The sequence below is a fragment of the Streptomyces sp. NPDC014891 genome, from assembly GCF_043081085.1.
In the GTDB taxonomy this organism is placed as follows: Bacteria; Actinomycetota; Actinomycetes; order Streptomycetales; family Streptomycetaceae; genus Streptomyces.
In genome coordinates this window covers 50,830-76,974 of record NZ_JBIBWF010000014.1, presented here as the reverse complement: position 1 = coordinate 76,974, position 26,145 = coordinate 50,830, and the positions used below count along the sequence as shown (strand labels likewise).

Sequence of the window (26,145 nt, the reverse complement as noted above, 5' to 3'; positions counted from 1 at the left end):
CCCCGGGCAGGCCTCCATGCCGTCTCCCCCGCCCGGTCAGGCCCTGCGGGGTTCCGCGGAGCGGTGTCGGGCGCGGCTCACGTCGTAGACGCCGGGCACGTCCCGCATGGCCCGCATGAGGGCGGCGAGCCGGGCGACGTCGGGCAGGTGGAGGGTGTACGTGTGGCGGACCCGCTGCTCGCTGGGCGGTTCGACGGTGGCGGAGACGACGGCGGCCCCGGCGACGGCGATGGCCTCGGTGAGGTCGGCGAGGAGACCCGGCCGCCCGAAGGACTCCGCGACGAGGGTGACCCGGCCCTGGGCGGTGTCGCCCCAGCGGACGGCGACGGGTTCGCGGCCGAGGCGGCGCATGGTGTCGACGGCGGCGCAGCCGCTCCGGTGGACGGTGACGGATCCGCCGCGGACCCGGAATCCGGTGATCTTGTCCGGGGGTACGGGGGTGCAGCAGCCGGCCGGGCGGACGGAGGCGCGGGGCTCGCCCTCCAGGTCGGCGTGGAGCTCCGCCCCGGAGCGGTGGTCGCTGGTGACCCCGGACGGCGGGCGGGGGCCGGTCGCGGCGACGGGCGGTGCGGTGGTCTCCGGGTGGGCGCGGAGCCAGCCGGTGATCGCGATGCGGGCCGCGGGGGTGCGGGCGTGGTCCAGCCACTCGGGGGACGGTCCGGAGACGGTGTCCTGGGCGAGCAGCAGCTGGACGGTGTCCCCGTCGCGCAGGACGGTGCCGAGCGGTGCGAGGCGTCCGTTGACGCGCGCGCCGTGACAGGCGTGGGCGGCTTCGCCGTGCTGCGCGTACGCGGCGTCGACGCAGCTGGCGCCGGCGGGGAGGCTGATGGTGCCGGGGCCGCTGCCGTCGGCGCGGAAGACGGTGATCTCGTCGTCCTCGGCGAGGTCGGCGCGGAGCGAGGTCCAGAAGGTGTCGGGGTCCGGGGCGGCCTGCTGCCAGTCGAGGAGCCGGGAGAGCCAGCCGGGCCGGGTGGGGTCGACGCGCTCGCCGTCCTCGGCGGCCGTCGCGTCGGCTGCTTCGGGTGCGACGGAGGAGGTGGAAGCGGAGGGCGAGGCCGGCGAGGCGTCCGCGGGTGATCCCGCGGGGGCGGCGCCGGACCGAGGTGCGGAGCCCTGGGCGTCGGCGTCCCGCGTGGCGGCGTCCCGCGCGGTGGGGCTGCCCGGTCGTCCGGTGGTCCCCGTGGAGGCGCCGGAGGCCTCGCCGTCCGGGGCGGCGCCCGGCTGTCCGGCCGTCTCCTGGCCCACGTGCGGGTTGCCGAGGGCGACGACGCCCGCCTCCGCGACCGTGTGCATCCGGTGGGTGCGGATCAGGACCTCGGCGACGGCGCCGTCCGGGGCCGCGACGGCCGTGTGGAGGGACTGGTACAGGTTGAACTTCGGGGCCGCGATGAAGTCCTTGAACTCGGAGATCACCGGCGTGAAGCAGGTGTGGAGCTCGCCGAGGACCGCGTAGCAGTCGGCGTCCTCGGCGACCAGGACGAGGAGTCGGCCGAAGTCGCAGCCGCGCAGCTCGCCGCGCTTGAGGCGGACGCGGTGGACGGAGACGAAGTGCCGGGGCCGGACGAGGACTTCGGCGCCGATGCCCGCCTCGCGCAGGACCGCCGAGACCTGCGCCGCGACGGCGTCGAGGGCGTCGCCCGCGTGCGGGTTGTCGGCGATGAGCGCGCGGGTGGCCTCGTACTCCTCGGGGTGGAGGATCGCGAAGACCAGGTCCTCCAGCTCGGTCTTGAGGGCCTGGACCCCGAGCCGTTCGGCCAGCGGGATGAGGACGTCCCGGGTGACCTTGGCGATCCTGGCCTGTTTCTCGGGCCGCATCACCCCGAGCGTGCGCATGTTGTGGAGCCGGTCGGCGAGCTTGATCGACATGACCCGTACGTCGTTGCCGGTGGCGACGAGCATCTTGCGGAAGGTCTCGGGCTCGGCGGCGGCGCCGTAGTCGATCTTCTCCACCTTGGTGACGCCGTCGACGAGGTACGCGACCTCCTCGCCGAACTCACGGCGCACCTGATCGAGCGTCACATCGGTGTCCTCCACGGTGTCGTGGAGGAGGGACGCGGTCAGGGTGGTGGTCTCGGCGCCGAGTTCGGCGAGGATCAGGGTGACCGCGAGCGGATGGGTGATGTACGGCTCGCCGCTCTTGCGGAACTGGCCGCGGTGCGAGGACTCCGCGAGGACGTACGCCCGGCGCAGCACCGTGAGGTCGGCCTCGGGGTGGTGGGCCCGGTGCGCCTCGGCGACGTGGCTGATCGCGTCCGGCAGCCGGTCGCGGGGGGCCGGTCCGGCCGTGGCGCCGAGCAGTGCGGCGCGGCCGATCCGGCGCAGGTCGATTCGGGAGCGTCCGCGTCTGCGGGCGGTCGCATCGGTGACGGCGGCGTCCGCCGCGCTCACAGGGTTGGTGGCCTCTGCGCTCATGGGGCACCTCCGGCAACGTCGACCGGCGATGGGCGGGCCAGGCGTGCCCGGGGGGCCGGTGCTTGATGCTACCGAGCCCACCACGTGGCGCAGTCGCCCTCTCGCTCAGCGTGAATCGGATCACCCATTCGAGCGACAGATCAGTCGTTGACCGTTTCGATTTCGCCGCTTCCTTCGATTCCCGCGCCGGGTCGCGCGGGCTCAGCCGAGCCAGGCGGGGTCGACGGTGCCCTCGGCGACGATCACGGCGGGGCCCGTCATGTCGATCTGCCCGTCGGGGTGCTCGGTGATGACGAGCGTGCCGCCGAGCACGTCGACGTTGTACGTGACGGGGGTGCCGCTCGCGGCCGGGTCCGCGCCGTCGCGGCGGGCGGTGGCGACGGCGACGGCGCAGGCGCCGGTGCCGCAGGAGCGGGTCTCCGAGGCGCCGCGCTCGTGGACCCGCATCGCGACGTGCCGGGGCCCGCGGTCGGCGACGAACTCGATGTTCACGCCGTCCGGGTAGACGGAGGCCGGCGTGTAGGGCGGCTCGGTGTGGAGGGTGCCCGCGTGGTCGAGGTCGTCGACGAAGGCGACCGCGTGCGGATTGCCCATGTTCACGTTGCGCGCGGGCCAGCTGCGGCCGTCGACGGTCACGGTGACGCCGGCCTCGGGGAGCAGCGCGCGCCCCATGGCGACGGTCACGGAGCCGTCCTTGTCGAGGTGGACGCGCTTGACCCCGCCGCGGGTGGCGACGGCGACCTGGCCGGCGGTGACGTGCCCGGCGTGCTCCAGGTAGCGGGCGAAGACCCGGACCCCGTTGCCGCACATCTCGGCGACCGAGCCGTCGGCGTTCCGGTAGTCCATGAACCACTCGGCGTCGTCGGCCATGTGCCGCGCCTCGGGGTGAGCGGCGCTCCGCACGACGTGCAGCACTCCGTCGGCGCCGATGCCGGCCCGACGGTCGCAGAGGCGCGCGACGAGGGCCGGGGGAAGGTCCACGGCGTTCTCCGCGTCGGGGACGATCACGAAGTCGTTCTCGGTGCCGTGGCCCTTGAGGAACCGGAGGGGCGGGCGCGGTGCGGCGGTCTGCGTGCTGGTCACGAGATCAACTGTACGGGGTCGCTCCGCCGGACCGCCTGGTCGACCGGCGGTCAGCGCAGGCGGGCGACGCGCCAGACCGCGAGGGCGATCAGGGCCGCGATCGTTGTCACGTACAGCGCGAGGTACCGCCAGTCGGGCCGCTCGCCCGAGCCGCGCGGCGGCAGGCCCGGCCAGGTGTAGCCGACCTTGCGGGCGGCCATCATGCCCCAGCCGGCCGCGCAGAAGCTGATGAGGAGGCCGAGCATGGCGAGGACGGCGCCGCCGTCGCCCGAGCCGAAGGCGAGCGGGAACGCGAACATCAGGGAGCCGACGGCGGCCAGGCCCACGATCGGGGCGAGCTGCCAGATGCGCAGCCGGCGCTGCGGCCGCAGCTCGACCTCGACCTCGTCGGCGTCCACCTCGACGGAGGTGCCGACGGCGTCGTCGGGGCCGTCCGGAGTCAGCCCGGGGGCACCGACGGGCAGGTCGCCGGTCGGACGGCCCGGGATGTCACCCGTCGGGTCGCCGAGCGCCGATTCGTGCTGTTCTCTGTCGCGAGGGCCGGCCTCCATCGCCACGCGCCCTCCCCACTCGGACTTCACTTGGTCGATCGATGCTCGATGATGGCACGCTCCTGACCGCCGGAATGACGGGCAGGGCGTCCCGATGCCATCACGTGATCAGGCTGTAACCGCTCGTTCGACCAACGAGAGCGCCTGCCCCGGGAGTTCCCCCCGGTGCTCGGCGGCTCCGCTGAGCCAGTGGACCCGGGGGTCCCGGCGGAACCACGAGTCCTGGCGGCGGGCGAAGCGCTTGGTGGCGCGCACGGTCTCGGTCCGCGCCTCGTCCTCGGTGCACTCCCCCGCGAGCGCGGCGAGCACCTGCTGGTAGCCCAGGGCGCGGGCCGCGGTGCGCCCCTCGCGCAGGCCGACGGCCTCCAGGGCGCGCACCTCGTCGACCAGGCCTGCCTCCCACATCCGGTCCACGCGGGTGGTGATCCGCTCGTCGAGTTCGGGGCGGCCCACGTCGACGCCGATCTGGACGGTGTCGTAGACGGAGTCGGGGCCGGGCAGGTTGGCGGTGAAGGGCTTGCCGGTGATCTCGATCACCTCGAGGGCGCGGACGATCCGGCGGCCGTTGCCGGGCAGGATCGCGCGGGCCGCCTCGGGGTCGGCCCCGGCGAGCCGGGCGTGCAGGACGCCGGAGCCGCGCTCCTCCAGTTCGGCCTCCAGCCGGGCCCGGACGGCGGGGTCGGTGCCGGGGAACTCGAGGGCGTCGACGGCGCCCCGTACGTACAGGCCCGAGCCGCCGACGAGGACGGGGGTGCGGCCGGCGGCGAGCAGGCGGTCGATCTCGGCGCGGGCGAGCCGCTGGTACTCGGCGACGCTGGCGGCCTCGGTCACGTCCCAGATGTCGAGGAGGTGGTGGGGGACGCCGCCGCGCTCCTCCGGCGTCAGTTTGGCGGTCCCGATGTCCATCCCGCGGTAGAGCTGCATGGAGTCCGCGTTGACGACCTCGCCCCCGAGCTGCTGGGCCAGGAACACACCCAGATCGGACTTTCCGGCTGCCGTGGGGCCGACGACGGCGATGACCCGCGGGGCGGGAGCTGCGCTTCTCACCGCACCAGTCTCGCAAACCTCACGGCCCGTCCCCGAACGAGCTACGTGACGGCCCTCGGTCGCCTTCGTTGCCTGTTGCGAGGTTCCGGCTGTCGATCATCACGGAATCCCTCCCGTCCGAGTACGCTATGGAGTGAATATGGGCGTTTTTTCGATGTTCAGCCGCAAGAAGAAGGATCCGGCCGCGGTCCCGTCGGAGGAGACGGAGACCGTGGCCGTCGCTCCGGCCGCGGACGGCGACGGCGACGCCGCGGAGGCTGTGTCCGGGGCGGAGTCCGGGGTCGAGGCGGCGGAGGCGACCGCGGAGGCGGAGGTGGCGGTGGACGTCGTACCGGCGGACGCGACCGCCGATGCGGACGGTGGCGCGGAGGACGGCGCGACCGCCGCGGACGTCGTGGAGATCCCGAAGCAGCAGTCGGTCGAGGCCGCCGCGGACAACGAGGCCGGCGAAGGCGCCCGCGCGTAGGCAGGACACGTAGGCAGGAATCGGAACGAGGACTCCTCGGGGGTCCACGGAGGGAAGGTGCCCCATGGGTCTCCTGGATTCGCTGAAGGCAAAGCTCGGCCCGGCCAAGGACAAGGTCGCCGATCTCGCACAGCAGCACGGCGGAAAGATCGATCACGGCATCGACAAGGCCGCGAAGCTGGTGGACGAGAAGACCAAGGGCAAGTACAGCGACAAGATCCATTCCGGTACGGACAAGGCCAAGGACGCGCTGGACCGGATCGGTCACAAGGAGGGCGGCGCCCCCGGCGACGGCGCGACGCCGCCCCCGCCCGGCGACGGCACCACGCCGCCCGCTCCCGGCAGCGGCGGCCCGACGCCCCCGCCGGCCGCCTGACGCCTGCCGGTCCCTCCCCCACGGCGGACGGCCGCGGAGCACCTCGCTCCGCGGCCGTCCGCCGTTTCCGTGCGCCCCGGTGGCGCGGGCTCAGGACCAGGCGGCGACGAAGTACCCCACGCCGTACGGCGCGTCCTCGAAGAGCAGCCGGCCGTCCAGGTCCGCGTTCTCGGCGGCGCCCGCGAGGACCTGCCAGGGGGCGCGGCCGGCCGCCTTCAGCTCGTACGCGAGCTCCGGCTCCAGGGCGAGCAGCGCGGCGGCGTCGGCGGCGCCCAGGGCACGGGCGGCCTCCGCGTCGAAGCCCTCGGCCCGCTCGTCGAGGTAGCCGGGGGCCTTCACGGTCCGGCAGGCGCTGCCGTCGCCCAGCACCAGGAGGGCGACCCGGTCGGCCGAGCCGGCGAGACCGCGGCCGATGCCGGCGCAGACGTCCGGGGTCGCCCCCGGCTCGACGCCCAGGCCCTCGACGGGCGCGTCGGCCCAGGCGGTCCGGCCGAGGAGCCAGGCGCCGACGGCGAGGGAGGCGGGCAGGGGCCGGTCGGCGTCGTCGGCGGCTCCCCCGGCCGGCGGCGAGGCGTCGCCGAGCCGTACGGAGAGGTCGACGCCGAAGCCCGCGAAGGAGCCGGTCGAGCCCGCCGGGAAGACGCCGTGGGCACCCTTCTCGGCCGGTCCGATCACGTACAGCCGGTCGGGGCGCGCCGCGGCGAGCAGCCCGACCGCGTCCGTACAGGCCGCCCGCGCGGCGTCCAGCTCGGGGGCGGCGCCGGTCGCGACCTCGGGGACGAGGAGCGGCGGGCAGGGGCAGACGGCGGCGGCGACAAGCATGATCGGCAGCCTACTGCGCCCGCCCGGCGAGGCCGGGCCCCCCGACGGCCTGACGCGCCGCCGACGGCCCACGGCGGACGCCCGGACCGCTGCATGGCGGGTGCCCGGCCGTGGGCCCACGGCGGACGGCCTGCCGCGCCTCGGCGGACGGCCTGCCGCGCCTCGGCAGACGGACCGGCGGGGGCTCGGGCCCGCGCCTCGGTGGGCCCCCGCGCCCGCGCCTCGTCGTGTCAGTGGCTCCCGCAGGCCGGGGCCTCGGCTGCCGGGAGGGGGGCCGGGACGCCGATCTTCGGGAGGCCCAGCAGGACGCCCGCCGGCTTCGCGGCCGCCGCGGTGCTGCGCTTCTCCCAGGCGTCGCCGGCGCGGGTGCGGCGCACCGCCGTGGCGGGGCCCTCGGCGAGCAGGTGGTGCGGGGCGGCGTAGGTGATCTCGACCGTCACGACGTCACCGGGGCGGACGTCCTCGTCCGGCTTGGTGAAGTGGACGAGCCGGTTGTCGGGGGCGCGGCCCGAGAGGCGGTCCGTGGCGCCGTCCTTGCGGCCCTCGCCCTCGGCGACCATGACCTCCAGGGTGCGGCCGACCTGCTTCTTGTTCTCCTCCCAGGAGATCTCCTCCTGGAGGGCGACGAGCCGCATGTAGCGCTCCTGCACGACCTCCTTGGGGATCTGGCCCTCCATGTCGGCCGCCGGGGTGCCGGGGCGCTTGGAGTACTGGAAGGTGAAGGCGTTGGCGAAGCGGGCCTCGCGGACGGCGTGCATCGTCTGCTCGAAGTCCTCCTCGGTCTCGCCGGGGAAGCCCACGATGATGTCGGTGGAGATGGCGGCGTGCGGAATCGCCGCGCGGACCTTCTCGATGATCCCGAGGAAACGCTCCTGCCGGTACGAGCGGCGCATCGCCCGGAGGATCGCGTCCGAGCCGGACTGCATCGGCATGTGCAGCTGCGGCATGACGTTCGGCGTCTCGGCCATCGCCGCGATCACGTCGTCGGTGAAGTCGCGCGGGTGCGGCGAGGTGAAGCGGACCCGCTCCAGTCCCTCGATCTGTCCGCAGGCGCGCAGCAGCTTGGAGAAGGCCTCGCGGTCGCCGAGGTCGGAGCCGTAGGCGTTCACGTTCTGGCCGAGCAGGGTGATCTCGGAGACGCCCTCGGCGACCAGGGCCTCGATCTCGGCGAGGATGTCGCCGGGGCGGCGGTCCTCCTCCTTGCCGCGCAGGGCGGGCACGATGCAGAAGGTGCAGGTGTTGTTGCAGCCGACGGAGATCGAGACCCAGGCGGCGTACGCGGACTCGCGGCGGGTCGGCAGCGTCGAGGGGAAGGCCTCCAGCGACTCGGCGATCTCGATCTGCGCCTCCTCCTGCACGCGGGCGCGCTCCAGGAGGACGGGCAGCTTGCCGATGTTGTGCGTGCCGAAGACCACGTCGACCCAGGGGGCCTTCTCGACGATGGTGTCGCGGTCCTTCTGCGCGAGGCAGCCGCCGACGGCGATCTGCATGCCGGGGCGCGTGGTCTTCCGGGGGGCGAGGCGGCCGAGGTTGCCGTACAGCTTGTTGTCGGCGTTCTCGCGGACGGCGCAGGTGTTGAAGACGACGACGTCGGCGTCCCCGTCGGAGCCCTTGGGGGCCTGGACGTAGCCCGCCTCCTCCAGCAGACCGGAGAGCCGCTCGGAGTCGTGGACGTTCATCTGGCACCCGTAGGTGCGGATCTCATAGGTCTTCGTGCCGTCAACGCTCACTGCGGTGCTCCGGTCGCTGCTGCTCGTCATGCGTCCAAGGGTAGGCGGTCCGTGGCAGGCCTCCGCCCGGCCCGCGGGCGCCCGGCCCCCGCGCTTCCGTAGGGTGGGAGTGCGGTTCCCCACCGGGGCGGACCGCGCCCCTCGTACCGGCGCGGAGCGGCGCCTGGTTTCGAAGGAGACGGACGGGGCATTCGAAACCACCCTCCCCGGCCATCTGGAGTCCGCGTGAACCTCACCACCACGGCATCCGCCGAGCAGCCCGCCGACGGCATAGCGGGCTGGGCAGCCGGCCTCGTCGAGACCCTGGGCGGACCGGGCGCCGGCCTGGCCATCGCCCTGGAGAACCTCTTCCCGCCCCTCCCGAGCGAGGTCATCCTGCCGCTCACGGGCTTCGCCGCCGGTCAGGGCATGCTGAGTCTGGCCTCGGCGCTGTTCTGGACGACGCTCGGCTCGGTGGTCGGCGCGGTGGCGCTGTACTGGATCGGGGTCCTGGTCGGCCGGGAGCGGATGCACGCGCTGTGGGGGAAGCTGCCACTGGTGAAGGCCTCCGACCTGGTCCGTACCGAGGAGTGGTTCGCGAAGCACGGCACCAAGGCCGTCTTCCTCGGCCGGATGGTGCCGGTCTTCCGGAGCCTCGTCTCGGTGCCGGCCGGTGTCGAACGGATGCCGATGCCGCTGTTCGTCGGCCTCACCGCGCTCGGCAGCCTCATCTGGAACACCGCCCTCGTCCTGGCGGGCTACTGGCTGGGCGACCGGTGGGATGTCGTGGGGACCTATGTCGGTGTCCTGTCGAAGGTGGTCCTTGCCCTCGCCGTCGTCGGCGTCATCGCCTATGTGACGGTCCGGATGCGGAGCCGGTCCGAGGACCGGCGCTCCTCCTGACGGGGCTCGTCGGTCAGCTGCGCCACTCGGCGAGGACCTCGGCGGTGTGCTCGCCGGGGAGCGGCGAGCGGCCCGGGGTCCCGGCCGGGGTGCGGTCGAAGCGGGAGGGCGGCGCGGGCTGACGGGTGCCGTCTTCGCCGACGGACACGAAGGAACCCCGGGCGGCGAGCTGGTGGTGCGCGGCGGCCTCCTCGGGGGTGAGGACCGGGGCCACTCCGGCGTCCACGGCGTCGAAGAGCTTCGCCCAGTGCTCGCGGTCGCGGGTCGCGAAGCGGTCCGCGATCAGCGCACGCAGCGCGGGCCAGGCCTCGGGGTCCGCGCGGTCGGGGAGGCCGTCGGCCCCGTCGAGGCCGAGCTGCTCCAGGAGGTTCTGGTAGAGCCGGGGCTCGATGGCGGCGACCGCGAGGTGGCGGCCGTCGGCGGCCCGGTAGAGCGAGTAGTGCGGGGCGTCGGTGACCGTGTGGTTGCCGGGGACCTCGCGCCACTGGTGGATCAGCGTGGAGATCAGGGCGGCGCCGTCCGCGAGCGCGGTGTCGACGACCTGCCCGCGGCCGGAGCGCTCCCGCTCGTGGAGCGCGGCGAGCAGCGCCTGCACATGGGCGTTGGCGCCACCGGCGAAGCTGGAGAGGTACGCGGTCGGCGGCGGCAGCGGGTCGCCGGTGGCCGGATCGGTGTCCAGGGCCCCCGTCAGGGCGAGGACGGCCAGGTCGTGGGCGGCCCGGCCGGCCCATTCGCCCTGCTGGCCCCAGCCGCTGACCCGTCCGTACACCAGGCGGGGGTTGCGGGCGAGGGCCGCCTCCGGTCCGATGCCGAGCCGGTTCGCGACACCGGGGCGGAAGCCCTCGACCAGGATGTCCGCGTGCTCGGCGAGCGACAGTGCCCGCTCGACGCCCTCGGGGCTCTTGAGGTCGAGGGCGACCGACCGGCGGCCGCGGGAGAGCGGGTTCTCCGCCGGGCGCGGCTCGTCGGGGCCGGCGGTCCGGCCGGGTGCCCGGTCGACGCGGACGACGTCGGCGCCGAGGCCGGACAGGACGGTGCCGACGAACGCGGTGGGTGCCGAGCCCGCGAATTCCAGTACGCGTACTCCGGTCAGCGGTCCGGCCATGGCCAACTCCTCTGTTTCGCTGCGTCGGTGACGCGTTCCACGCTAGGGCGAGGGGGATCGGGAGGGACTGCGGAGATCCGTAGCGCCCGGCATTACGCCGCCCCGGAGACTGGAGTGAATTTCTCCGTTCCCGATCTCCGTTCCCGATCTCCGTTCCCCGATCTCCGACCCCCTCCCGATTCCCGGATTCCCGGATTATCCGAATCCCTGATGTCGAAAGGCATGACGAATGGCCGTCGTCTACACCGCAGAGGTCACCTCCACCGGAGACGGGCGCAACGGCGCCGTGCGCTCCTCCGACGGACTGCTCGACCTTCCCCTCACCAGCCCCAAGGCGGTGGGAGGGTCCGGCACCGCCACCAATCCCGAGCAGCTCTTCGCGGCGGGCTACGCCGCCTGCTTCCACAGCGCGCTGCGGGTCTCCGCGCGCGAGTCCAAGGTCGCGCTGACCGAGGACACCGTCGTCGCCGCGGTGGGGCTCCACAAGGAGGAGAGCGGATTCCACCTGTCGGTGGTCCTCACCGTCGAACTGCCGGGAATCGACGCCGCCGAGGCCCGCCGGCTGACGGACGCGGCGCACGCGCGCTGCCCCTACTCGAAGGCCGTCCGGGGCAATGTCGAGGTGCGGGTGGATATCGCCGCCGTGTGATCCGCCCGGAAACGCAGGGAAATCCCCCGTGGCGGTGCCACGGGGGATTTTCCTCGTCCTTCGCGGGTCGGCGGCGGTCCCGTCCCGGGATCAGGGGGTCGCCGCGGCGGCCGCCGCGGCCGCCGCGGGCAGCGCCTCGACCACCCGGCCCACCGCCCGGTCGTCGTGCGAGGCCGAGACGAACCAGGCCTCGAACGGCGAGGGCGGCAGATAGACGCCCCGGCGCAGCAGCTCGTGGAAGAACGGCGTGTACCGGTACGACTCGGTGGCGCGGACCCCGTCGAAGTCGACGACCTCGTCCTCGGTGAAGAAGACCGAGAACATCGTGCCGGAGTACTGGACCCGGTGGGCCACGCCCTCCTTCGTCAGGGCCGCGGAGACCTCCCGGCCGAGTGTCGACGAGACCTCGTCGAGCCGCTCGTACACCTCGGCGGTGCTGTGCCGGAGGGTGGCGAGGCCGGCGGCGGTGGCGACCGGGTTCCCCGAGAGGGTGCCCGCCTGGTAGACGGGTCCGGCCGGGGCCAGGTGCGCCATCACGTCGGCACGGCCGCCGAAGGCCGCCGCCGGGAACCCGCCGCCCATGACCTTGCCGAAGGTCAGCAGGTCGGGGGCGACCCCGTCGCGGCCGTACCAGCCGGAGCGGCTGGCCCGGAATCCGGTCATCACCTCGTCGGAGACGAGCAGCGCCCCGTGCCGTGCGGTGATCTCCTTCAGGCCCGCGTTGAAGCCGGGCAGCGGCGGGACGGCGCCCATGTTCCCGGGCGCGGCCTCCGTGATGACGGCGGCGATCTCGTCGCCGATCTCCGCGAAGACCTTCTCGACGGCGGCCAGGTCGTTGTACGGCAGGACGATCGTGTCGCTCGCCTGCGCGCCGGTGACGCCCGGTGTGTCGGGGAGGGCGAAGGTGGCGAGGCCGGAGCCGGCCGAGGCGAGCAGCGCGTCCACGTGGCCGTGGTAGCAGCCCGCGAACTTCACGATCTTCCCGCGCCCGGTGAAGCCGCGGGCGAGCCGGATCGCCGACATCGTCGCCTCGGTGCCCGAGCTGACCAGGCGGACCTGCTCGACGGGGGCGACCCGCTCGACGATCTCCTCGGCGAGCTCGACCTCCCCGGTGGAGGGCGCGCCGAAGGAGGTGCCGCGCGCCAGGGCCCCGGTGACCGCCTCGACGACGGCCGGGTGCCGGTGGCCGAGGATCATCGGGCCCCAGGAGCAGATGAGGTCGACGTACTCGTTGCCGTCGGCGTCGGTGAGGTACGGGCCCTGGGCCGAGGCCATGAAGGGCGGGGTGCCGCCGACGGCTCCGAAGGCGCGGACCGGGGAGTTGACGCCGCCGGGGGTGACCCGGCGGGCCCGCTCGAAGAGTGCTCTGCTCGCGTTCCCGGCACCGCTCATCGCCCGGCCTCCTCGGAGACGGTGTGGCCGAGGGCCGCGTCGAGGACGACGGCGCCCTTCGGGAGGACCCGGACCGGGTTGAGGTCCAGGGCGAAGCCGGCCGGCCAGTCCTGCACCAGCTCGCCGACCTTGTGGAGGAGGTCGGCGGCGGCCTCGACGTCCACCGCGGTCCGCCCACGCGCCCCGCCGAGTATCCGCGCTCCGCGCAGTCCGGAGAGGAGGGCGGCGCCCTCGCCGGGGGCGAGGGGCAGGAGCCGGTGGCCGACGTCGTCCAGGACCTCGGTGAAGATGCCGCCGAGTCCCGCGGTGAGGACCGGTCCCAGGTCGGTGGTGTGGACGCCGACGATCAGCTCGACGCCCTCCCCCGCCGGGTCGACCAGTTCCTCGACGAGGACCTGTCCGCCGAGTGCGGCGAGGCGGGCGTGGACCTCGGGTGCGGTGTCGGCGGTGACGCCGATCTCCACTCCCCCGGCCTCGGTCTTGTGGAGCAGGCCCGGGACGACGGCCTTGAGCACCGCCGTACCGCCGACCTCGGCGACGGCCCGTGCCGCGTCCTCGGCGTCCTCGGCGATCCGCCCCTTGGGCACCGTGATCCCGGCTTCGGCGAGCAGCCGCTTCAGCTCGGGTTCGGTGGCCTCGGCCCCGGGGCCGGGAACGGTCCCGGGGCGCGGGGCGTCGGGCAGCGTCCGGGGTCGGCTGACCTCCCAGAGGGCGGCGGCGGCGCGCAGGGCGCGGGCCGGCGTCGGGTACTCGGGGAGCCCGGCTTCGCGCAGGTCGCGCGGGGCGTCGGGGGCGAGGAAGTCGGCGCCGGTGCGGGCGACGAGGATGGGCTTGCCGCCCTTCTCGGCGGCCCGGGAGAGGGCGTTGACGGCCTTCTCCACGTCGGGTCCGGCCATCACGCAGAAGGCGGCGACGATGATGTCGACGGTGTCGTCGGCGATCAGCACGTCGAGGGAGCGGTCGAAGAGCGAGGGGTCGCTGAGGACGGTGGCCGTGATGTCGACGGGGTTGTCGATGGCTCCGAAGGCGGGGACGATCTCGGCGAGCGCCTCCTTGCTGCGCGGTTCCAGGGCGCTGAGCTCCAGGCCGTGCGCCTCGACGGCGTCGGCGGCGAGGATGCCGGAGCCGCCGGAGGTGGTGACGACGGCGACGCGGTTGCCGGTGGGGCGCCGGTCGGACTCGAAGACCCGCGCCACGTCCAGGAGTTCGTCGATGTCGTCGACGCGGACGATGCCGAGTCCACGCAGGGCCGCGTCCAGGACGCGGTCGTCGGTCGCGAGGGCGCCGGTGTGTGAGGCGGCGGCCCGCCCGCCGGCCTCGGTGCGGCCCGACTTGAGCAGGGCGACGGGCTTGCCGGAGCCTGCCAGTTCGCGCAGGGTGCCGATGTCCGGGGTGTCCTCCAGGTAGCCCAGGAGACCGGTGACCTCGGGGACCGCGGCGAGTTCGCGGAGGACCTCCAGGGCGGTGACGTCGGCGTCGTTGCCGGTGCTGACGACCCAGCCGGGGCGCAGGCCCCGCTCCAGGGCGAGGCTGGCGGCCCCGAAGCCGAGGGCGCCGCTCTGGCTGACGAAGGCGAGGGTGCCGGGCTCGAAGGGCACGGACTCGGCGCCGAAGAGGGGGCTGAAGGTGGCGAGGACGCGGTTCTCGTACCCGACGGCGCCGATGCAGTTCGGGCCGATGATCCGCAGGCCCCCGGCGCGTGCCTTGGCGACGATCTCGTCCTGGAGCCGGGCGCCCTCCTCGCCGGTCTCGGCGAAGCCGGACGAGGCGATAACGGCGAGCTTCACGCCGGCCGCGACGCAGTCGTCGACGGCGCCGGCCACCCGCTCGGCGGAGACCATGATCAGGGCCAGGTCGACGGGGCCGGGGGCGTCCTTCACGCTGGGGTACGCGGGGACGCCGAGGATCTCCGGGGAGCGCGGGTTGACCGGCAGGATGCGGCCCTTGTAGCCGTACCGGAGGAGGTAGTCGAGCGGCTTGCGGCCCAGGGCGCCGGGGCGCTCGCTGGCCCCGATGACGGCGATGGATTCGGCTTCCCAGAGAGCCGAGATGTCACTCATGCGATGGCCTCGATCTTCGTCTCGTTCTGTGCGTTCGGGTCGTTCTGCGCGGGGGCGTTCGGGTCGTTCTGCGCGTGCCGTGTCTGCTGTGGGGGGCCGTCCTCGGCCTCCGCCGCCGCGAAGAGGCGGGTGAAGGCGGCGATGTGCCGGGCCCCGTCCGGGTCGGCGGCCAACTCCCGTACCAGGACAATGGGCTGGTGCAGGGCCTTGTCGACGATGCGCCGTACGCTGCGGTCGATCTCCCGCCGTACCGTGCCGTCGATGCCGTCGAATCCGTCCAGCCGGCGGGCCAGCCGGTCGAGTTCGGCCTCGGCGGCCTCGGTGGCGGCGGTCCGCAGCGCGGTGAGGACCGGTTTGGCGCCGGCGAGCCGCAGACCGGTGCGGAACTGCTCGACCTCGGCGTCGATCAGCTGGTGGGCGGCCTGGACGCTGGCCGCCGAGATCTCGTCCTCCTGGCCCTCCTCCGCGATCCGGCGGAGGTCGACGAAGGTGACGCCGGGCAGTTCGGCCGCGCCGGGGGCGATGTTGTGCGGGAGGGACAGGTCGAGCAGGAACAGTTCGCGGCCGTCGCGGGCGGCGAGCGCGTCCTCGACGTCCTCTGCGGTGACGAGGTGGCCGGTCGCGGCGGTGGCGCCGACGACCACGTCCACCTCGGTGAGCAGCCGCGGCAGGTCCGTGAGGTCGTAGCCGGTTCCCCCGGTGGTCTCGGCGAGCCGTTGCGCCTTCTCCGGGGTGCGGTTGGCGACGTGGACGCGGTCGAGGCCGGAGCGGCGCAGGGCGGCGACGACGACGCCGGCGAACGCGCCGGCGCCGATGACCAGGGCCGTCTTGCCGTGCAGGGAGCCGACCCGGCGCTCGAAGAAGCCGAGTCCGGCGGTGGCGAGCGAGCGGCCCGCCTCGTTGAGTCCGGTCTCGTTGCGGGCGCGCTTGCCGACCCGCAGGGCGGTCTGGACGGCCTTGGCGAGGACCCGGCCGGTGCGGTCGAGCCGCTGGGACCGTTCGAGGCCCAGTTTCACCTGTCCGAGGATCTGGTCCTCGCCGACCACGACGGATTCGAGTCCGGAGGCGACGGCGAACAGGTGGCGTACGGCTCCGTCGGCGCGGTGGCTGTAGAGGTGTGGGGCGATCTCGGCGTGGTCGACCCCGGTGTGCTCGGCGAACAGCCGGTCGAGGCCGTTCAGTTCGCCGGGGCCGCCGGGGAGGCCCGCTGCGGTGGTGTCGTCGCGGGTCTCGGCGTAGATCTCCAGGCGGTTGCAGGTGGAGACGACGACGGCGGCGTCGATGCCGTCGACCGAGGTGGCGTCGGAGACGAGGTCCTCGGCGGGCCGGTCGGTGCCGGCGAGTCTCTCCAGGAGGTCGAGCGGGGCGCTGGCGTGGCTGATGCCGAGGACCAGCATGGTGGAGGACGGGCTCACCGGGTCACCGGTCCAGCGTCTGGGCGAACTCGGAGGCCCAGTAGGTGATGATCTGCGTGGCGCCCGCGCGGTGGATGGAGGCCAGGCTCTCGCGGACGACCTGGTCGCGGTCGATCCAGCCCTTGGCGGCGGCCGCCTCGACCATGGAGTACTCGCCGGAGACCTGGTAGGCGGCGACGGGCACCTGGACGTGGTCGGCGATGAGCCGGACGATGTCGAGGTAGGCGAGGGCGGGCTTCACCATGACGAGGTCGGCGCCCTCGGCCACGTCGAGCGAGACCTCCAGGAGGGACTCGCGGATGTTGCCGGGGAACTGCTGGTAGCCCTTGCGGTCGCCGCGCAGGGTGGACTCGACGGCGTCCCGGAAGGGGCCGTAGAAGTGCGAGGCGTACTTGGCGGAGTAGCCGAGGATGGCCACGGACTGGTGTCCGGCCCGGTCGAGCGCCTCGCGGATGCGGCGGACCTGGCCGTCCATCATGCCGCTGGGGGCGACGATCTGGGCGCCCGCGTCGGCCTGGACGACGGCGGCCTGCGCGTAGAGCTCGATGCTGGCGTCGTTGTCGACGTCGCCGTCGGCGTCGAGGACGCCGGTGTGGCCGTGGTCGGTGTACTCGTCGAGGTTGATGTCGCCGATGATCACGGAGGAGTCCCCGACCTCGGCGACGACGTCGCGGAGGGCGACCTGGAGGATGCCGTCCGGGTCGACCGCGCCGGTGCCGGTGGGGTCCTTGTGCTCGGGGATTCCGAAGAGGATCAGTCCGCCGACCCCGTTGGCGACCGCTTCGGCGGCGGCCTTGCGGAGCGTGTCACGGGTGTGCTGGAAGACGCCGGGCATGGAGGGGATCTCGCGGGCCTCGGTGAGGCCCTCGCGGAGGAAGAGGGGCTGGACGAGGTTGGCGGGGCCGACCCGCGTCTCGGCGGCGAACCGGCGCAGCGCGGGCGTGCGGCGCAGCCGGCGGGGGCGGTAATAGGGGGCGGCGGGGTCGGTGGCCGCGGTGTTGCGGCCGTAGGCGTCGTACGTCATGAGCGTGACTCCTTCGAGGGCGTGGCGGCGTGCGGAGGCGGAGCGGGGTGCGGAGGCGGGGTGTGGGGCGCGGACGGCGCGCGGCGGGTGTGTGGGGGCGCGGGGGCGGCGGACAGGGCCGCGGCGGACACGGCATCTCCTAGAGCGCCTCGCCGAGGAAGACCTGCTCCAGGTGCTTGGCGACGGGCTCGTCCGGGCGGCTGAACCAGTAGCCGTGGCCGCTGCGCTGGAAGAGCTTGAGCTCTCCGAGCTGGACGAGGGTCTCGGCGAGCTTGACCGCGAGTCCGGCGGGGTCGACGACCGGCAGGCCGTGGAGTTCGTGAATGCCGAGGTGCCACAGGATCTCGTTGGGGATGCCCTCGGCGGGGATGATGACCTCGGCCCCGGCCCGCGCGGCGCGTTCGGCGGCGGCCGAGTACACCTCGACGAACTGGTCGAAGTCCCCTTCGAGGGAGCGGTGGACGGAGTCCCAGCCGCCGGGGACGACCTCGTAGGAGCTGAGCGAGGACTCCAGGCGGTACTGCCGGATGTTGGCCCTGATGGGCTCCTCCAGGGGCGGCATGAAGCCGAGGACGCCGAAGCGCTGGCCGGTGAGCGCCGAGAGGAAGAAGGCCGTCTCGCCGTAGCCGAGGGTGGGGATGGAGGCGAGGTGGCGGGCGTCGCGCAGGCCGGGGTCCTGGCCGGCGGCGATCACCCAGGCGTCGTAGCCCTCCCGCTCCGCGACCAGCGCGGACTCGGAGAAGTGGCGGCTGAAGAGGACCTGGGCGGAGTGGTGGCCGACGAGGCCGAAGGGCGTGGCGTCGGGGTAGGTGTCGGCCGGCAGGGTCTTGATGTCGACGACGGTGCCGGGTGCGGCGATCGCGTCGAGGTGCTCGCGGTACCACTGGTCGAGCAGCGGCAGGCGTCCCTCAACGGTGTGCTTGTGAAACCAGATCCGCATGTGCGTCACCTTTCAGTGGTCGTGGTGCGACGTCGAGAAGTGAGGCCTTGAGCAGGTAGTCGACGGCCGACCGGGGATCGGCCGCGGTGCGCCTCATCGCGGCGAGGCGGGCGGGGAGTTCGGCCGGGCTGTCCAGCCCCGCGGTACGGGCCTCGCTGCGGGGCAGGACCGCGGTCTCGACGACCGAACGGCGGTGCTCGAGGGCCGCGTCGAGAGCCGTCTCGCCCGGGGCGTCGCCCCGCAGGACGGCGGCGACGGCGCGGGCCGTCTCCACGGCGTCGTGGATGCCGCAGTTCATGTTGAGACCGCCGGCTGTCGACGTCAGATGGGCGGCGTCCCCGGCGAACAGCACCCGGCCGGCCCGGTAGCGGGGCAGCAGGAAGCGGGCGAGCCGGTAGGTGTGCGCCTCGGCGATCCGTACGGACCTCCCGGCGGCGCCGGGCAGGGCCTGCTCGACCCGGGCCCGGACGGCCTCCGGCGCGAGGACGGCCTCCCGGTCGGTCCCGCGCGGGATCCGGAAGATCAGCCGCCAGTGGTCGGGCATCCCCAGGGCGCTGAACGAGGCCCGGCTGTCGCGGACGTAGCTCAGCGGGGCGAGCCCGGGGACCAGCTCGTCGAGCGGTGTCCCGGTGACGACGCGGAGCGCGTAGTCGGGGTACTCCCGGGCGGTGCCGGGCAGCCCGGCGAGCTCGCGCAGCCGGCTGCGGCTGCCGTCGGCCGCCAGGACGTAGGAGTGGCGGGTGACGGTGGCCCGCCCCGACGCGTCCTCCGCGCGCACCCGCACCTCGTCGGCCCCGTCGGCGGTCTCGGCCCCGGTGACGGTGGTGCCGAACCGCACGTCGGCGAGTCCGGTGGCCGCCAGTTCGGCGAGCAGCAGCGGGGTGAGCCGGGCCTGTTCGACGTGGAGCCGGTACGGGTGGCCGGTGTGTCCGGCGAGCACCGCGTAGTCCAGTTCGGCGTGGACGTGGCCGTCCAGGTCGCGCCACTGGACCCGGTCGACGGTACGGCCCTGGCGGCGCAGCGCGGCGGCGACGCCGAGCTCGTCGAGGAGGTCGAGGGTGGAGGGGTGGAAGGTGGACGCGCGGGACTCGGTGGCCAGCGACGTCCGGGACTCCAGGAGCGTGACGCGGACGCCGGTCCGGGCGAGGACGAGGGCGGCGGTGAGGCCCACGGGCCCGGCACCGACGACCGCGACGGGGGCGTGGGAGGGGCCGGCGCCGCTCACGGCACGGCCACGGCGGCGGCACCGGCCACGGCGCCGCGCCCCGCGCCCGGGGTGGCCGGGCCCGTGCCGGTCCGCTCGGCGAGCCGGCGCAGCAGCGGGTGGGCGTCCGGGCCGTCGGCGGGCAGGCCGAGCACGTCCCGGGCCCACCAGGCGCTCGCCAGGTTGGAGGTGAGGAGGGTGCGCCCGCTGTCCCGGCCGAGTGCGGCGAGCGCGTCGAAGGTGAACATGCCGGTGCCGGTGAACAGCAGCGCGGCGTCCTCCGGGAGTTCGGCCGCCCGGACCTGGGCGACCAGCTCCTCGGTGGTCACGTCGTACGGGGAGAAGCGGTCGCCGGCCCGGATCTTGACCACCCGGTCGACCGCGAGACCGGCCGACTCCCAGTAGGCCTGGGAGAGTTCGGTGAGCCAGGGCTCGTACGGCGAGACGAGGACGAGCCGCTCGGCGCCGACGGCCCGCGCCGTGTCGAGGATGGCGAGCGCCGCCGACCGGACGGGCGCTCCCACCTGCTCGGAGAGCTCGGTGCAGAGGGCCCGGTCGCCCTCGGGGGTCAGGAGGTAGTGCGATCCGGTGCAGGAGACGACGGCCGCGTCGAGGCGCAGTCCGCCGAAACTCCCCAGGACGTCGGGGAGTACGTCGTTGTACGTGTCGAGCCGGCCGCGGAGGTCCTTTCCGGGAAGGACCGGGAAGCGTGCCGTGTGGACGTTGAACGCGGGGCTGACGAGGCCGCCGATCTCGGGTTCGGCCGCGGCGTTTCCCGAAGGAACCACCACACCGAGTCGCGGCGCCGAATGCAGAGCCATGAACGAGTCACTCCCATCCGTCGGTGCCATTGACATCACCGTACGAGCGGGGCGCATCGCACATCGATACGGGATTCCGCACCCGTGGCCGGATTCATCGCCCGGGTACGGAGTGCCGCACGACGAAAAGCCGCGGCGCCGCACCGTGAATTCGGTGCGGCGCCGCGGCAGCCGGAATACCAGGTGTCCAGAAATACTTCGGAGCATGGAATGGACCGGCATCCGGAATGGACCGGCGCCCGAAATGGTCCGGCGTCCGGAATACGGAAGCGGAATTCAGTTCGCCCGGGCGGCGTCGGCGACGAATTCGTCGATCTTCGCCCGCCGGGTCAGCGCGCCGTTCACGGCCCAGTTCCCCTCCGGGATCTCGTTCACGACGAGCCAGACGACGGTGTCGGGCCCGGTCGCCTCCTGGACGTGCCGGGTGACCTCGACCGAGAGGGCCTCGTTGCGCTCGGGGGTGAGGAAGCCCTCCAGGGGCGTGACCACGACGAGGACCCCGGGGACGGCGCCGGCGCCCGTGGCGGCGAACCCCTTGGCCGCCTCCCGGACGTAGACCCAGGTGGCCGCGGCGAAGAAGTCGGTGCGGGGCAGCTCCATGGCGGTCAGCACGGAGTCGGCGACCTGCTGCTGCAGGACCTCCGCGGCGGCCTCGGACAGGGTGCCCACGGGAACGGTGATCTCGACGAGCGGCATGGCGAACTCCCCCAGGTGGTTGGGTGCGGGATCGGGAAGAAGCGGGTCCCGGGCGGGGACCGGGCCCCGGGACGGGGCCGGCGGTGCACGGCGGCGCGGCGGTCAGCAGGCCAGCGCGGCCTCGAAACGGTCGATCGCGGCGGCGAGCTGGGCGCGCCGGCGGATGTCGAGCTTGCGGTAGATCCGGGTGATGTGAAGCTCCACGGCCCGGGTCGACACCGTGAACGACTCGGCGATCTGCTTGTTGGTCAGGCCGTCGAGCATCATCGTGGCGATGCGCCGCTCGTGGGCGGTCAGTTCCTCACGGACGGCGGCATCCTCGCGTACGGCGGCCACCACGCGGGCGGCCGGCGGGGCGGGCGTCGCGACGCCCCCGCGTATTCGCTCATGGGTCCCGGCGCCGCCGGTGGACCGTTCGAGACCGGCGAGCACCACGTGTCCCATGACCGCGTTCCATTCGCGGACCCGTAACTCTCCGACGACCTGAGCCTGTGCGTAGGGATCGGCGTACAGGACCCGTAAGAGGGTTCCCCGGTCCCTGGCCTCGCAGACCAGGAGTTCCCCGGTACCGTCCCGCCAGGGGCCGCCGCCGAGCAGGATGCCGCGGGCGGCCATCCTTTTCCAATAGGTCCGGTGAGCCTCTCCGAAACTCAGCCGGTCCGTCTCATCACCACGGAAAACGAGTTCGACCACAAAAGCCACGTGCGACTCCCCCATAAAAGGCCGGGTGTTTCCACTCGTGACGCTACCACCCCTCACCCGCCCCATGAATGAACACAATGTTGCGGGCGGCGGCCCGGCATTTCCGGAGGGAATCGGGCGGCTAATCCGCCGCGGCGGGGGCCGGTACGGGGGCGGCCCCGGGAGCCGGTTCGGGCGCCGGTCGCGGCTTGCGGCGGAGCAGCCCGGTGGCCGCGAGGACCGCGACGGCCCCGACCCAGACGGTCCAGCCGAGGGGCTCGTCGAGGACGAGGGCGCCCAGGACGACGGCGACGGCGGTCATGAGGTAGGTGACCGTGGAGGCCACGGTGGGACCGTCCTTGATGATCAGCTCGAAGTTGAGCAGGGCGGCGAAGCCGGTGCAGACCACGCCGAGGACGAGGACGGAGATCACCGAGTCGGTCCGCCAGGTGACGGCCTGGAGTCCCAGGAAGGGGAAGGCGATCAGCAGCAGGACGGTGGCGGCGCCGAGCTGGCCGCCCGCGAGCATCAGTGGCGGAATGCCCCTGCCCACCAGGTACTTGCCCATGTACGCGAAGCTGGCACCGAAGCTGATGGAGCCGAGGACGAAGCAGAGGATGCTCCAACCGGTCCCGGCCGACGAGGAGTTCCAGGGTGAGGCGATGAGCGCGGTGCCCCCGAGGCCGAGGAGCACGCCGCCGGCCTTGAAGCCGGAGACCCGCTTCTCCTGGCCGAGCAGGAGCGCGGCGGCCAGCGTCCAGATCGGAGCGCTGCCGTTGACGACCGCGGCGACGCTGCTCGACCCCTCGATCTCCCCCTCGGCGTAGAGGGTCCACGGGATGGCGTTGCCGAGGAGCGCGGCGACGGTCAGATGACCCCAGGTGGCGGCTTCCCTGGGGAGCCGGAGGCCTCGGGCGTAGCCGATGGCGAGGATGACGACGGCTCCGAGGGCGAGCCGGATCAGCACCATCTGGACGGGCGAGAAGCCGTATCCGGCGATCTTGATCCAGAGGAAGACGGAGCCCCAGATGAGGCTCAGTGCGGCCAGCCGTGTGTAGGTGGCTTTGGACATGGGTGTTCCCGCTCTCCTAAGGCAGACAGGGCTCGGCAAGGAGTTGGAAAGGAAGGGTGGGGAGGGCGCGCGGAGCGCTCCGCGGTACGGGATCGAGCCTCGCACCGGCGGTCGGGCGGGTCCAGCAACGGCTCGTGGACGGTACCGTCCACGAGCCGTGGCGAATCGTGTTCCCGCAGGTCGGAGTGGATGCGTCAGGTGTCGCCCGCGGTGGGCGCTCAGCCGGCGACGGCCGCCCTGGCGGCCGTCCGCAGCGCGTCGAGGACCGCGGCGATCTCCGGGGAGGTCTGGCTTCCCTCCCGTACGGCGGCGAAGACCGTCCGCGAGGGGGCCCGCTCGGTGAACGGGCGGATCGTCACCTCGGGCCGCTGGACCGGCTTGGCGAGGCGGGGCACCAGTGCGACCCCGAGGCCGAGCCGCACCGCCGCGAGCGTGGCGTCCCAGTCGCCGATGGCGTGGGAGGCCTGCGGGGTGAACCCGGCCGCCGTACACGCGGCGACCCCGATGTCGTGGCAGAGGCCGGTGGTGGCGAAGATCCAGGTCTCGTCGGCCAGGTCCGCGAGGAGCAGCCGTTCGCTGTCGAGGAGCCGGTGACCGGCCGGGAGGGCGATGTCGAAGGGGTCGTCGCAGAGGACGACCCGGTGGAAGCGCCCGTCCGAGCCACCGTCCCGCGCGCCACCGTCCCGCGCGCCGCCGTCCCGCCCGCCGCCGTCCCGCCCGCCGTCGGCCGGTCCGTCGCCGGGCCCGCCGGGGTGTCCGTACCCGCTCCCCGCGGTCCCCGGCACCTGGAGCGGCGCGGGCCGCGTGGTGTCCGCGGAGATGACGACGTCCGTCTCCCCCCGCTGGAGCAGCGAGAAGCTCTCCGGCGGGTCGACCTCGGCCAGCGAGGTCCGCAGCAGCGGCCGGGTCTCCCGCAGCCGGGCCACCGCGGGCAGAATGAGCGCCGACAGGGTGGTGGAGAAGCCGGCGACGCCCACCTCGCCCCGCTCGCCGCTCTGGTGGGCGGCGAGCTCCGCGCGCATCTGCTCGACCTGCCGGAAGACGGCGTCGGCGTGCCGGAGGACGATCCGCGCGGCCCCGGTGAGCCGCAGCCGCCGCCCGGACGGCTCGGTGAGCTGGACCCCCAGCTCGCGTCCCAGCGCGCTGATCTGCTGCGAGACGGCCTGGGGCGTGAGGTGCAGGGCCTGGGCGGCCGCGCTGACGGTGCCGCGCTCGCTGAGTTCCCTCAGCACCCGCAGCTTCCGCAGGTCCGGATCGGTCATGTCGCGCGCCCCCTCCCGCTGCCGCCGTTCGGTCATCGTACGCAGCCGGCGTCCACGTCGATGACCTCCTTGACCAGTGCCTCCAGGACGTCGAGGTCCCGGGCGGTGCGGCCCGCCTCGCGCCGGTCGCCCGGGTAGGTGGGGTCGAGGACGACCGCGCGGGCGCCGAGGTCCTGGAGGAGTCCGAGGTCGTCGGCGATCTGCGCCGCCGTGCCCTCGCCGAGCAGGCGGCGGGGGCCCAGCGGCCGCGGGGTGACGCGGAGTTTGATCCGGGGGCAGAGGCCGGGGACGGGCCGCTCGTGCTCCTCGGCGACCTGGCGGAGCGCCGGCAGGCCGACGCCCAGGAGCCAGTCGCCGGAGACGGAGGTGGGGTGCCAGGCGTCGCCGAGCCGGACGGCCCGGCGGAGCGCGCCGTAGCTGTGGCCGCCGACCCAGACCGGCGGACCGGGCCGCTGAACGGGCAGCGGACCGGTGTGCACCTCGCGGAAGGAGACGTGAGCGCCGTCGAACGAGGCCACCTCGGAGGCCCAGCAGGCCTTGATGGCGGCGAGGTACTCGTCGCTGATCGCCCCCCTCTTGCGGTACGGGACGTCGAGGACGGCGAACTCCCGGGCGGCCCAGCCGGCGGCGGCGCCGAAGACGAGCCGGCCGTTGCTGAACCGGTCGATGTTGGCGGCGACGCGGGCCGTGTGCACGGGATGCCGGTACGGGAGGATCGCCACCGTGGTCCCGAGCCCGACGGTCCGCGTGACGCCCGCGAGCCACGCGAGGGTCGCGAAGGGGTCGTAGAACGGGGCGGGGAAGAGGTGCTGCACGTCCGGGGTGAGCGCGACGTGGTCGGAGACCATCGCGTAGTGGTAGCCCATCGACTCGACCCGCAGCGCCCAGTCGGCGAGGGCGTCGGGGGTGGCCTCGGGGCCGTAGTTGGGCAGATTGACGCCGAACTTCATGGCGTGTTCCTTTCCAGGGCGTCGGTCGCGGTCGCACCACCCGCGGCTCCGGTCCCGTTGCTGTCACGGTGGTCGGTCGCGGTGCCGCGCCCGTCGGCCCCGGCGTCACGCGGGTCCGTCCCGGCGTCCCGGCCGTCGGCTCCGGCTCCGGCGCCGGGGGCTCCGGCGGGTCCGGCCGGCACGCGCACCGCGATGAGGTGGAAGAGGACTCCCGCGAGCGCGACCCCGGCGGCGGGGAGCGGGAGCCAGCGGGCGTCGAGCCCGTGGGCGAGGGCGAGGCCGCCGAGGGCGGAGCCGACGGCGCCGCCGAGGTAGGTGGCGGAGCTGTTGAGGCCGACGGCGGCGGCACCGGCGTGCCCTTCGCCCGCTTCGCCCGCGAGCAGCCGGTGCTGCTGGGGGACGACGAAGGCCCAGCCGACCGCCCCCCACACGAGCAGGGGCAGCAGGACGAGGCCGGGGACGGCCCCGGCCCACGGGAGCAGGGTCAGGGCGGCGGCGAGGGTGCCGAGCAGGGCGACGGCCAGCAGGGCGGGCCGCCCGGTCCGGTCGACGAGGGTGCCGGCGAGGAGGCTGCCGCAGACCCCGCCGATGCCCCAGACCCAGAGGTACGGCACGGCGTCGCCGACGTCGGCGACCCGGTGCAGGACCGGTTCCAGATAGGTGTAGAGCCCGAGGCTGGCGACGGTCTGGGTGAAGGTGACGGCGACGACCACGGCGACCCGGGGCCGGGCGAGGGCGGCGAACCGGGACCTCAGCGAGGGGGCCGCCGCTCCGCGGACCGGCGGCAGCCCGGCTCCCACCCCGGCGAGCGCGACCGCTCCGAGGCCGGTGATCAGCCACAGGGCGGCGCGCCAGCCCGCGTCGGCCGCCACGAGCAGGCCGAGCGGCACGCCGAGGACCGTACCCGCGCTCATCCCGCCGAGGACCAGGCCGAGGGCGCGTCCGCGGCGCTCGGGCGGCACGAGCGCGACGGCCGCGGTGGCCGCCGCCGGGGTGAACAGGCCCGCCGCGGCGCCGGCCAGGGCGCGGGTGCCGAGGAGCCCGGCGTACGAACCGGTCAGCGCGGTACCGGCGTTGGCGAGGACGAAGACCACCAGCGCGGTCACCAGGACCGTACGGGTGCCCCAGCGGGCGAGGACCGCCGAGAAGAGCGGTGCGGCGAGGGCGTAGCAGAGGGTGAAGGCGGTGACGGACTGCCCGGCGAGGGAGACGGACACCCCCAGGTCGGCGCCGATGTCCGGGAGCAGTCCCGCCATCGCGTAGGCGTCGGTCCCCATGGCGAAGGAGCCCAGCGCCAGCAGGGCCACCGCACGCGTGCCGCCCATCACGTCCCTTTCGGTTCCACGACCGTCCGTGTCGTACGGAGCGGCCCTCCGGACGCTACTGACCGTGCGCGCCGGACGGGGCCCGCAGCACCGAAGTGGGTTCGGGGTTCCGCAGCCTCGCGCCCCCGCTCCCCCGGAATCGGCCGGTCACCGGCCTACGGTGGATCGATCGAGGAACCC

The 26,145-nt window shown here is 74.1% G+C and carries 24 protein-coding genes; 4 read left to right on the top strand and 20 right to left on the bottom strand.

Going from position 1 to position 26,145, the window contains the following annotated elements; all coding sequences use genetic code 11:
* Positions 1–36: 36 nt before the first annotated feature.
* From ACF09E_RS32055 to miaA, 4 genes are all read right to left on the bottom strand, one after another.
* The gene (locus tag ACF09E_RS32055) at positions 37–2,412 is read right to left on the bottom strand and encodes a RelA/SpoT family protein (protein WP_392209270.1); all 2,376 of its coding nucleotides are present in this window, start codon (positions 2,410–2,412) and stop codon (positions 37–39) included.
* 201 nt (positions 2,413–2,613) lie between these two features.
* Positions 2,614–3,495: a diaminopimelate epimerase gene (gene dapF / locus ACF09E_RS32050; RefSeq protein WP_392209268.1), complete on the bottom strand. Its 882-nt coding sequence runs from the start codon at positions 3,493–3,495 to the stop codon at positions 2,614–2,616.
* Positions 3,496–3,545: 50 nt separating this feature from the next.
* Positions 3,546–4,046, bottom strand: a complete 501-nt coding sequence (locus ACF09E_RS32045) for a hypothetical protein (protein ID WP_392209477.1) — start codon at positions 4,044–4,046, stop codon at positions 3,546–3,548.
* Between the two features lie 108 nt (positions 4,047–4,154).
* Positions 4,155–5,093: a tRNA (adenosine(37)-N6)-dimethylallyltransferase MiaA gene (gene miaA / locus ACF09E_RS32040; protein WP_392209266.1), complete on the bottom strand. Its 939-nt coding sequence runs from the start codon at positions 5,091–5,093 to the stop codon at positions 4,155–4,157.
* A 139-nt stretch (positions 5,094–5,232) separates the two neighbouring features.
* Between miaA and ACF09E_RS32035 the strand changes: the two genes are divergently transcribed.
* Complete coding sequence (locus ACF09E_RS32035; RefSeq protein WP_392209264.1) at positions 5,233–5,559, top strand: hypothetical protein; 327 nt, start codon at positions 5,233–5,235, stop codon at positions 5,557–5,559.
* A 64-nt stretch (positions 5,560–5,623) separates the two neighbouring features.
* Positions 5,624–5,935 carry an antitoxin gene (locus ACF09E_RS32030; RefSeq protein ID WP_392209259.1) on the top strand — a complete coding sequence of 104 codons (312 nt, stop codon included), beginning with the start codon at positions 5,624–5,626 and terminating at the stop codon, positions 5,933–5,935.
* Positions 5,936–6,025: 90 nt separating this feature from the next.
* Here the strand turns inward: ACF09E_RS32030 and ACF09E_RS32025 are convergent, their stop codons facing one another.
* Both ACF09E_RS32025 and miaB read right to left on the bottom strand, forming a co-directional pair.
* Positions 6,026–6,757 carry a class III extradiol dioxygenase subunit B-like domain-containing protein gene (locus ACF09E_RS32025; protein ID WP_392209257.1) on the bottom strand — a complete coding sequence of 244 codons (732 nt, stop codon included), beginning with the start codon at positions 6,755–6,757 and terminating at the stop codon, positions 6,026–6,028.
* A 230-nt stretch (positions 6,758–6,987) separates the two neighbouring features.
* Positions 6,988–8,517, bottom strand: a complete 1,530-nt coding sequence (miaB, locus tag ACF09E_RS32020) for a tRNA (N6-isopentenyl adenosine(37)-C2)-methylthiotransferase MiaB (protein ID WP_392209255.1) — start codon at positions 8,515–8,517, stop codon at positions 6,988–6,990.
* Positions 8,518–8,712: 195 nt separating this feature from the next.
* Here miaB and ACF09E_RS32015 point away from each other — a divergent pair, with 195 nt between their 5' ends.
* Positions 8,713–9,369, top strand: a complete 657-nt coding sequence (locus tag ACF09E_RS32015) for a DedA family protein (protein WP_392209253.1) — start codon at positions 8,713–8,715, stop codon at positions 9,367–9,369.
* Between the two features lie 13 nt (positions 9,370–9,382).
* Here the strand turns inward: ACF09E_RS32015 and ACF09E_RS32010 are convergent, their stop codons facing one another.
* The gene (locus ACF09E_RS32010) at positions 9,383–10,474 is read right to left on the bottom strand and encodes a CaiB/BaiF CoA transferase family protein (protein WP_392209251.1); all 1,092 of its coding nucleotides are present in this window, start codon (positions 10,472–10,474) and stop codon (positions 9,383–9,385) included.
* A 229-nt stretch (positions 10,475–10,703) separates the two neighbouring features.
* On the opposite strand from ACF09E_RS32010, the gene ACF09E_RS32005 reads away from it, so the two are divergent.
* Positions 10,704–11,123: an organic hydroperoxide resistance protein gene (locus tag ACF09E_RS32005; RefSeq protein ID WP_392209249.1), complete on the top strand. Its 420-nt coding sequence runs from the start codon at positions 10,704–10,706 to the stop codon at positions 11,121–11,123.
* 90 nt (positions 11,124–11,213) lie between these two features.
* Here ACF09E_RS32005 and hemL read toward each other — a convergent pair whose 3' ends face one another.
* The 13 genes from hemL to ACF09E_RS31940 form a co-directional block, all read right to left on the bottom strand.
* Positions 11,214–12,515 carry a glutamate-1-semialdehyde 2,1-aminomutase gene (hemL, locus tag ACF09E_RS32000; RefSeq protein WP_388806885.1) on the bottom strand — a complete coding sequence of 434 codons (1,302 nt, stop codon included), beginning with the start codon at positions 12,513–12,515 and terminating at the stop codon, positions 11,214–11,216.
* The gene (locus ACF09E_RS31995; RefSeq protein WP_392209246.1) at positions 12,512–14,575 is read right to left on the bottom strand and encodes an acetate--CoA ligase family protein; all 2,064 of its coding nucleotides are present in this window, start codon (positions 14,573–14,575) and stop codon (positions 12,512–12,514) included. The genes hemL and ACF09E_RS31995 overlap by 4 nt, the downstream gene beginning before the upstream one ends.
* A complete protein-coding gene (hemA, locus tag ACF09E_RS31990) occupies positions 14,572–15,990 on the bottom strand; it encodes a glutamyl-tRNA reductase (RefSeq protein WP_392209244.1) in 1,419 nt (472 codons plus the stop codon). The genes ACF09E_RS31995 and hemA overlap by 4 nt, the downstream gene beginning before the upstream one ends.
* Before the next feature lie 4 nt (positions 15,991–15,994).
* Positions 15,995–17,014, bottom strand: a complete 1,020-nt coding sequence (hemB, locus tag ACF09E_RS31985; protein ID WP_392209242.1) for a porphobilinogen synthase — start codon at positions 17,012–17,014, stop codon at positions 15,995–15,997.
* A gap of 139 nt (positions 17,015–17,153) precedes the next feature.
* On the bottom strand, positions 17,154–17,954 hold the full coding sequence (locus ACF09E_RS31980) for an aspartate/glutamate racemase family protein (RefSeq protein ID WP_361860440.1): 801 nt from the start codon (positions 17,952–17,954) through the stop codon (positions 17,154–17,156).
* A complete protein-coding gene (locus ACF09E_RS31975) occupies positions 17,923–19,179 on the bottom strand; it encodes an FAD-dependent oxidoreductase (RefSeq protein ID WP_392209240.1) in 1,257 nt (418 codons plus the stop codon). Before ACF09E_RS31975 ends, ACF09E_RS31980 begins: the two co-directional genes overlap by 32 nt.
* Positions 19,176–19,979, bottom strand: coding sequence for an arylmalonate decarboxylase (locus ACF09E_RS31970; RefSeq protein ID WP_392209238.1), 804 nt, complete (start codon positions 19,977–19,979; stop codon positions 19,176–19,178). The genes ACF09E_RS31975 and ACF09E_RS31970 overlap by 4 nt, the downstream gene beginning before the upstream one ends.
* A 276-nt stretch (positions 19,980–20,255) precedes the next feature.
* Positions 20,256–20,675 (bottom strand): 4-oxalocrotonate tautomerase family protein, encoded by a 420-nt coding sequence (locus ACF09E_RS31965; protein WP_392209236.1) that lies wholly within the window; start codon positions 20,673–20,675, stop codon positions 20,256–20,258.
* 102 nt (positions 20,676–20,777) lie between these two features.
* Complete coding sequence (locus ACF09E_RS31960; protein ID WP_392209234.1) at positions 20,778–21,392, bottom strand: LuxR C-terminal-related transcriptional regulator; 615 nt, start codon at positions 21,390–21,392, stop codon at positions 20,778–20,780.
* Between the two features lie 106 nt (positions 21,393–21,498).
* Positions 21,499–22,428, bottom strand: coding sequence for a DMT family transporter (locus tag ACF09E_RS31955; RefSeq protein WP_392209232.1), 930 nt, complete (start codon positions 22,426–22,428; stop codon positions 21,499–21,501).
* Between the two features lie 218 nt (positions 22,429–22,646).
* On the bottom strand, positions 22,647–23,690 hold the full coding sequence (locus tag ACF09E_RS31950; RefSeq protein WP_392209230.1) for a LysR family transcriptional regulator: 1,044 nt from the start codon (positions 23,688–23,690) through the stop codon (positions 22,647–22,649).
* 32 nt (positions 23,691–23,722) lie between these two features.
* Positions 23,723–24,640 (bottom strand): TIGR03619 family F420-dependent LLM class oxidoreductase, encoded by a 918-nt coding sequence (locus ACF09E_RS31945; RefSeq protein ID WP_392209228.1) that lies wholly within the window; start codon positions 24,638–24,640, stop codon positions 23,723–23,725.
* Complete coding sequence (locus ACF09E_RS31940) at positions 24,637–25,965, bottom strand: MFS transporter (protein ID WP_392209226.1); 1,329 nt, start codon at positions 25,963–25,965, stop codon at positions 24,637–24,639. Before ACF09E_RS31940 ends, ACF09E_RS31945 begins: the two co-directional genes overlap by 4 nt.
* Positions 25,966–26,145 lie beyond the last annotated feature (180 nt).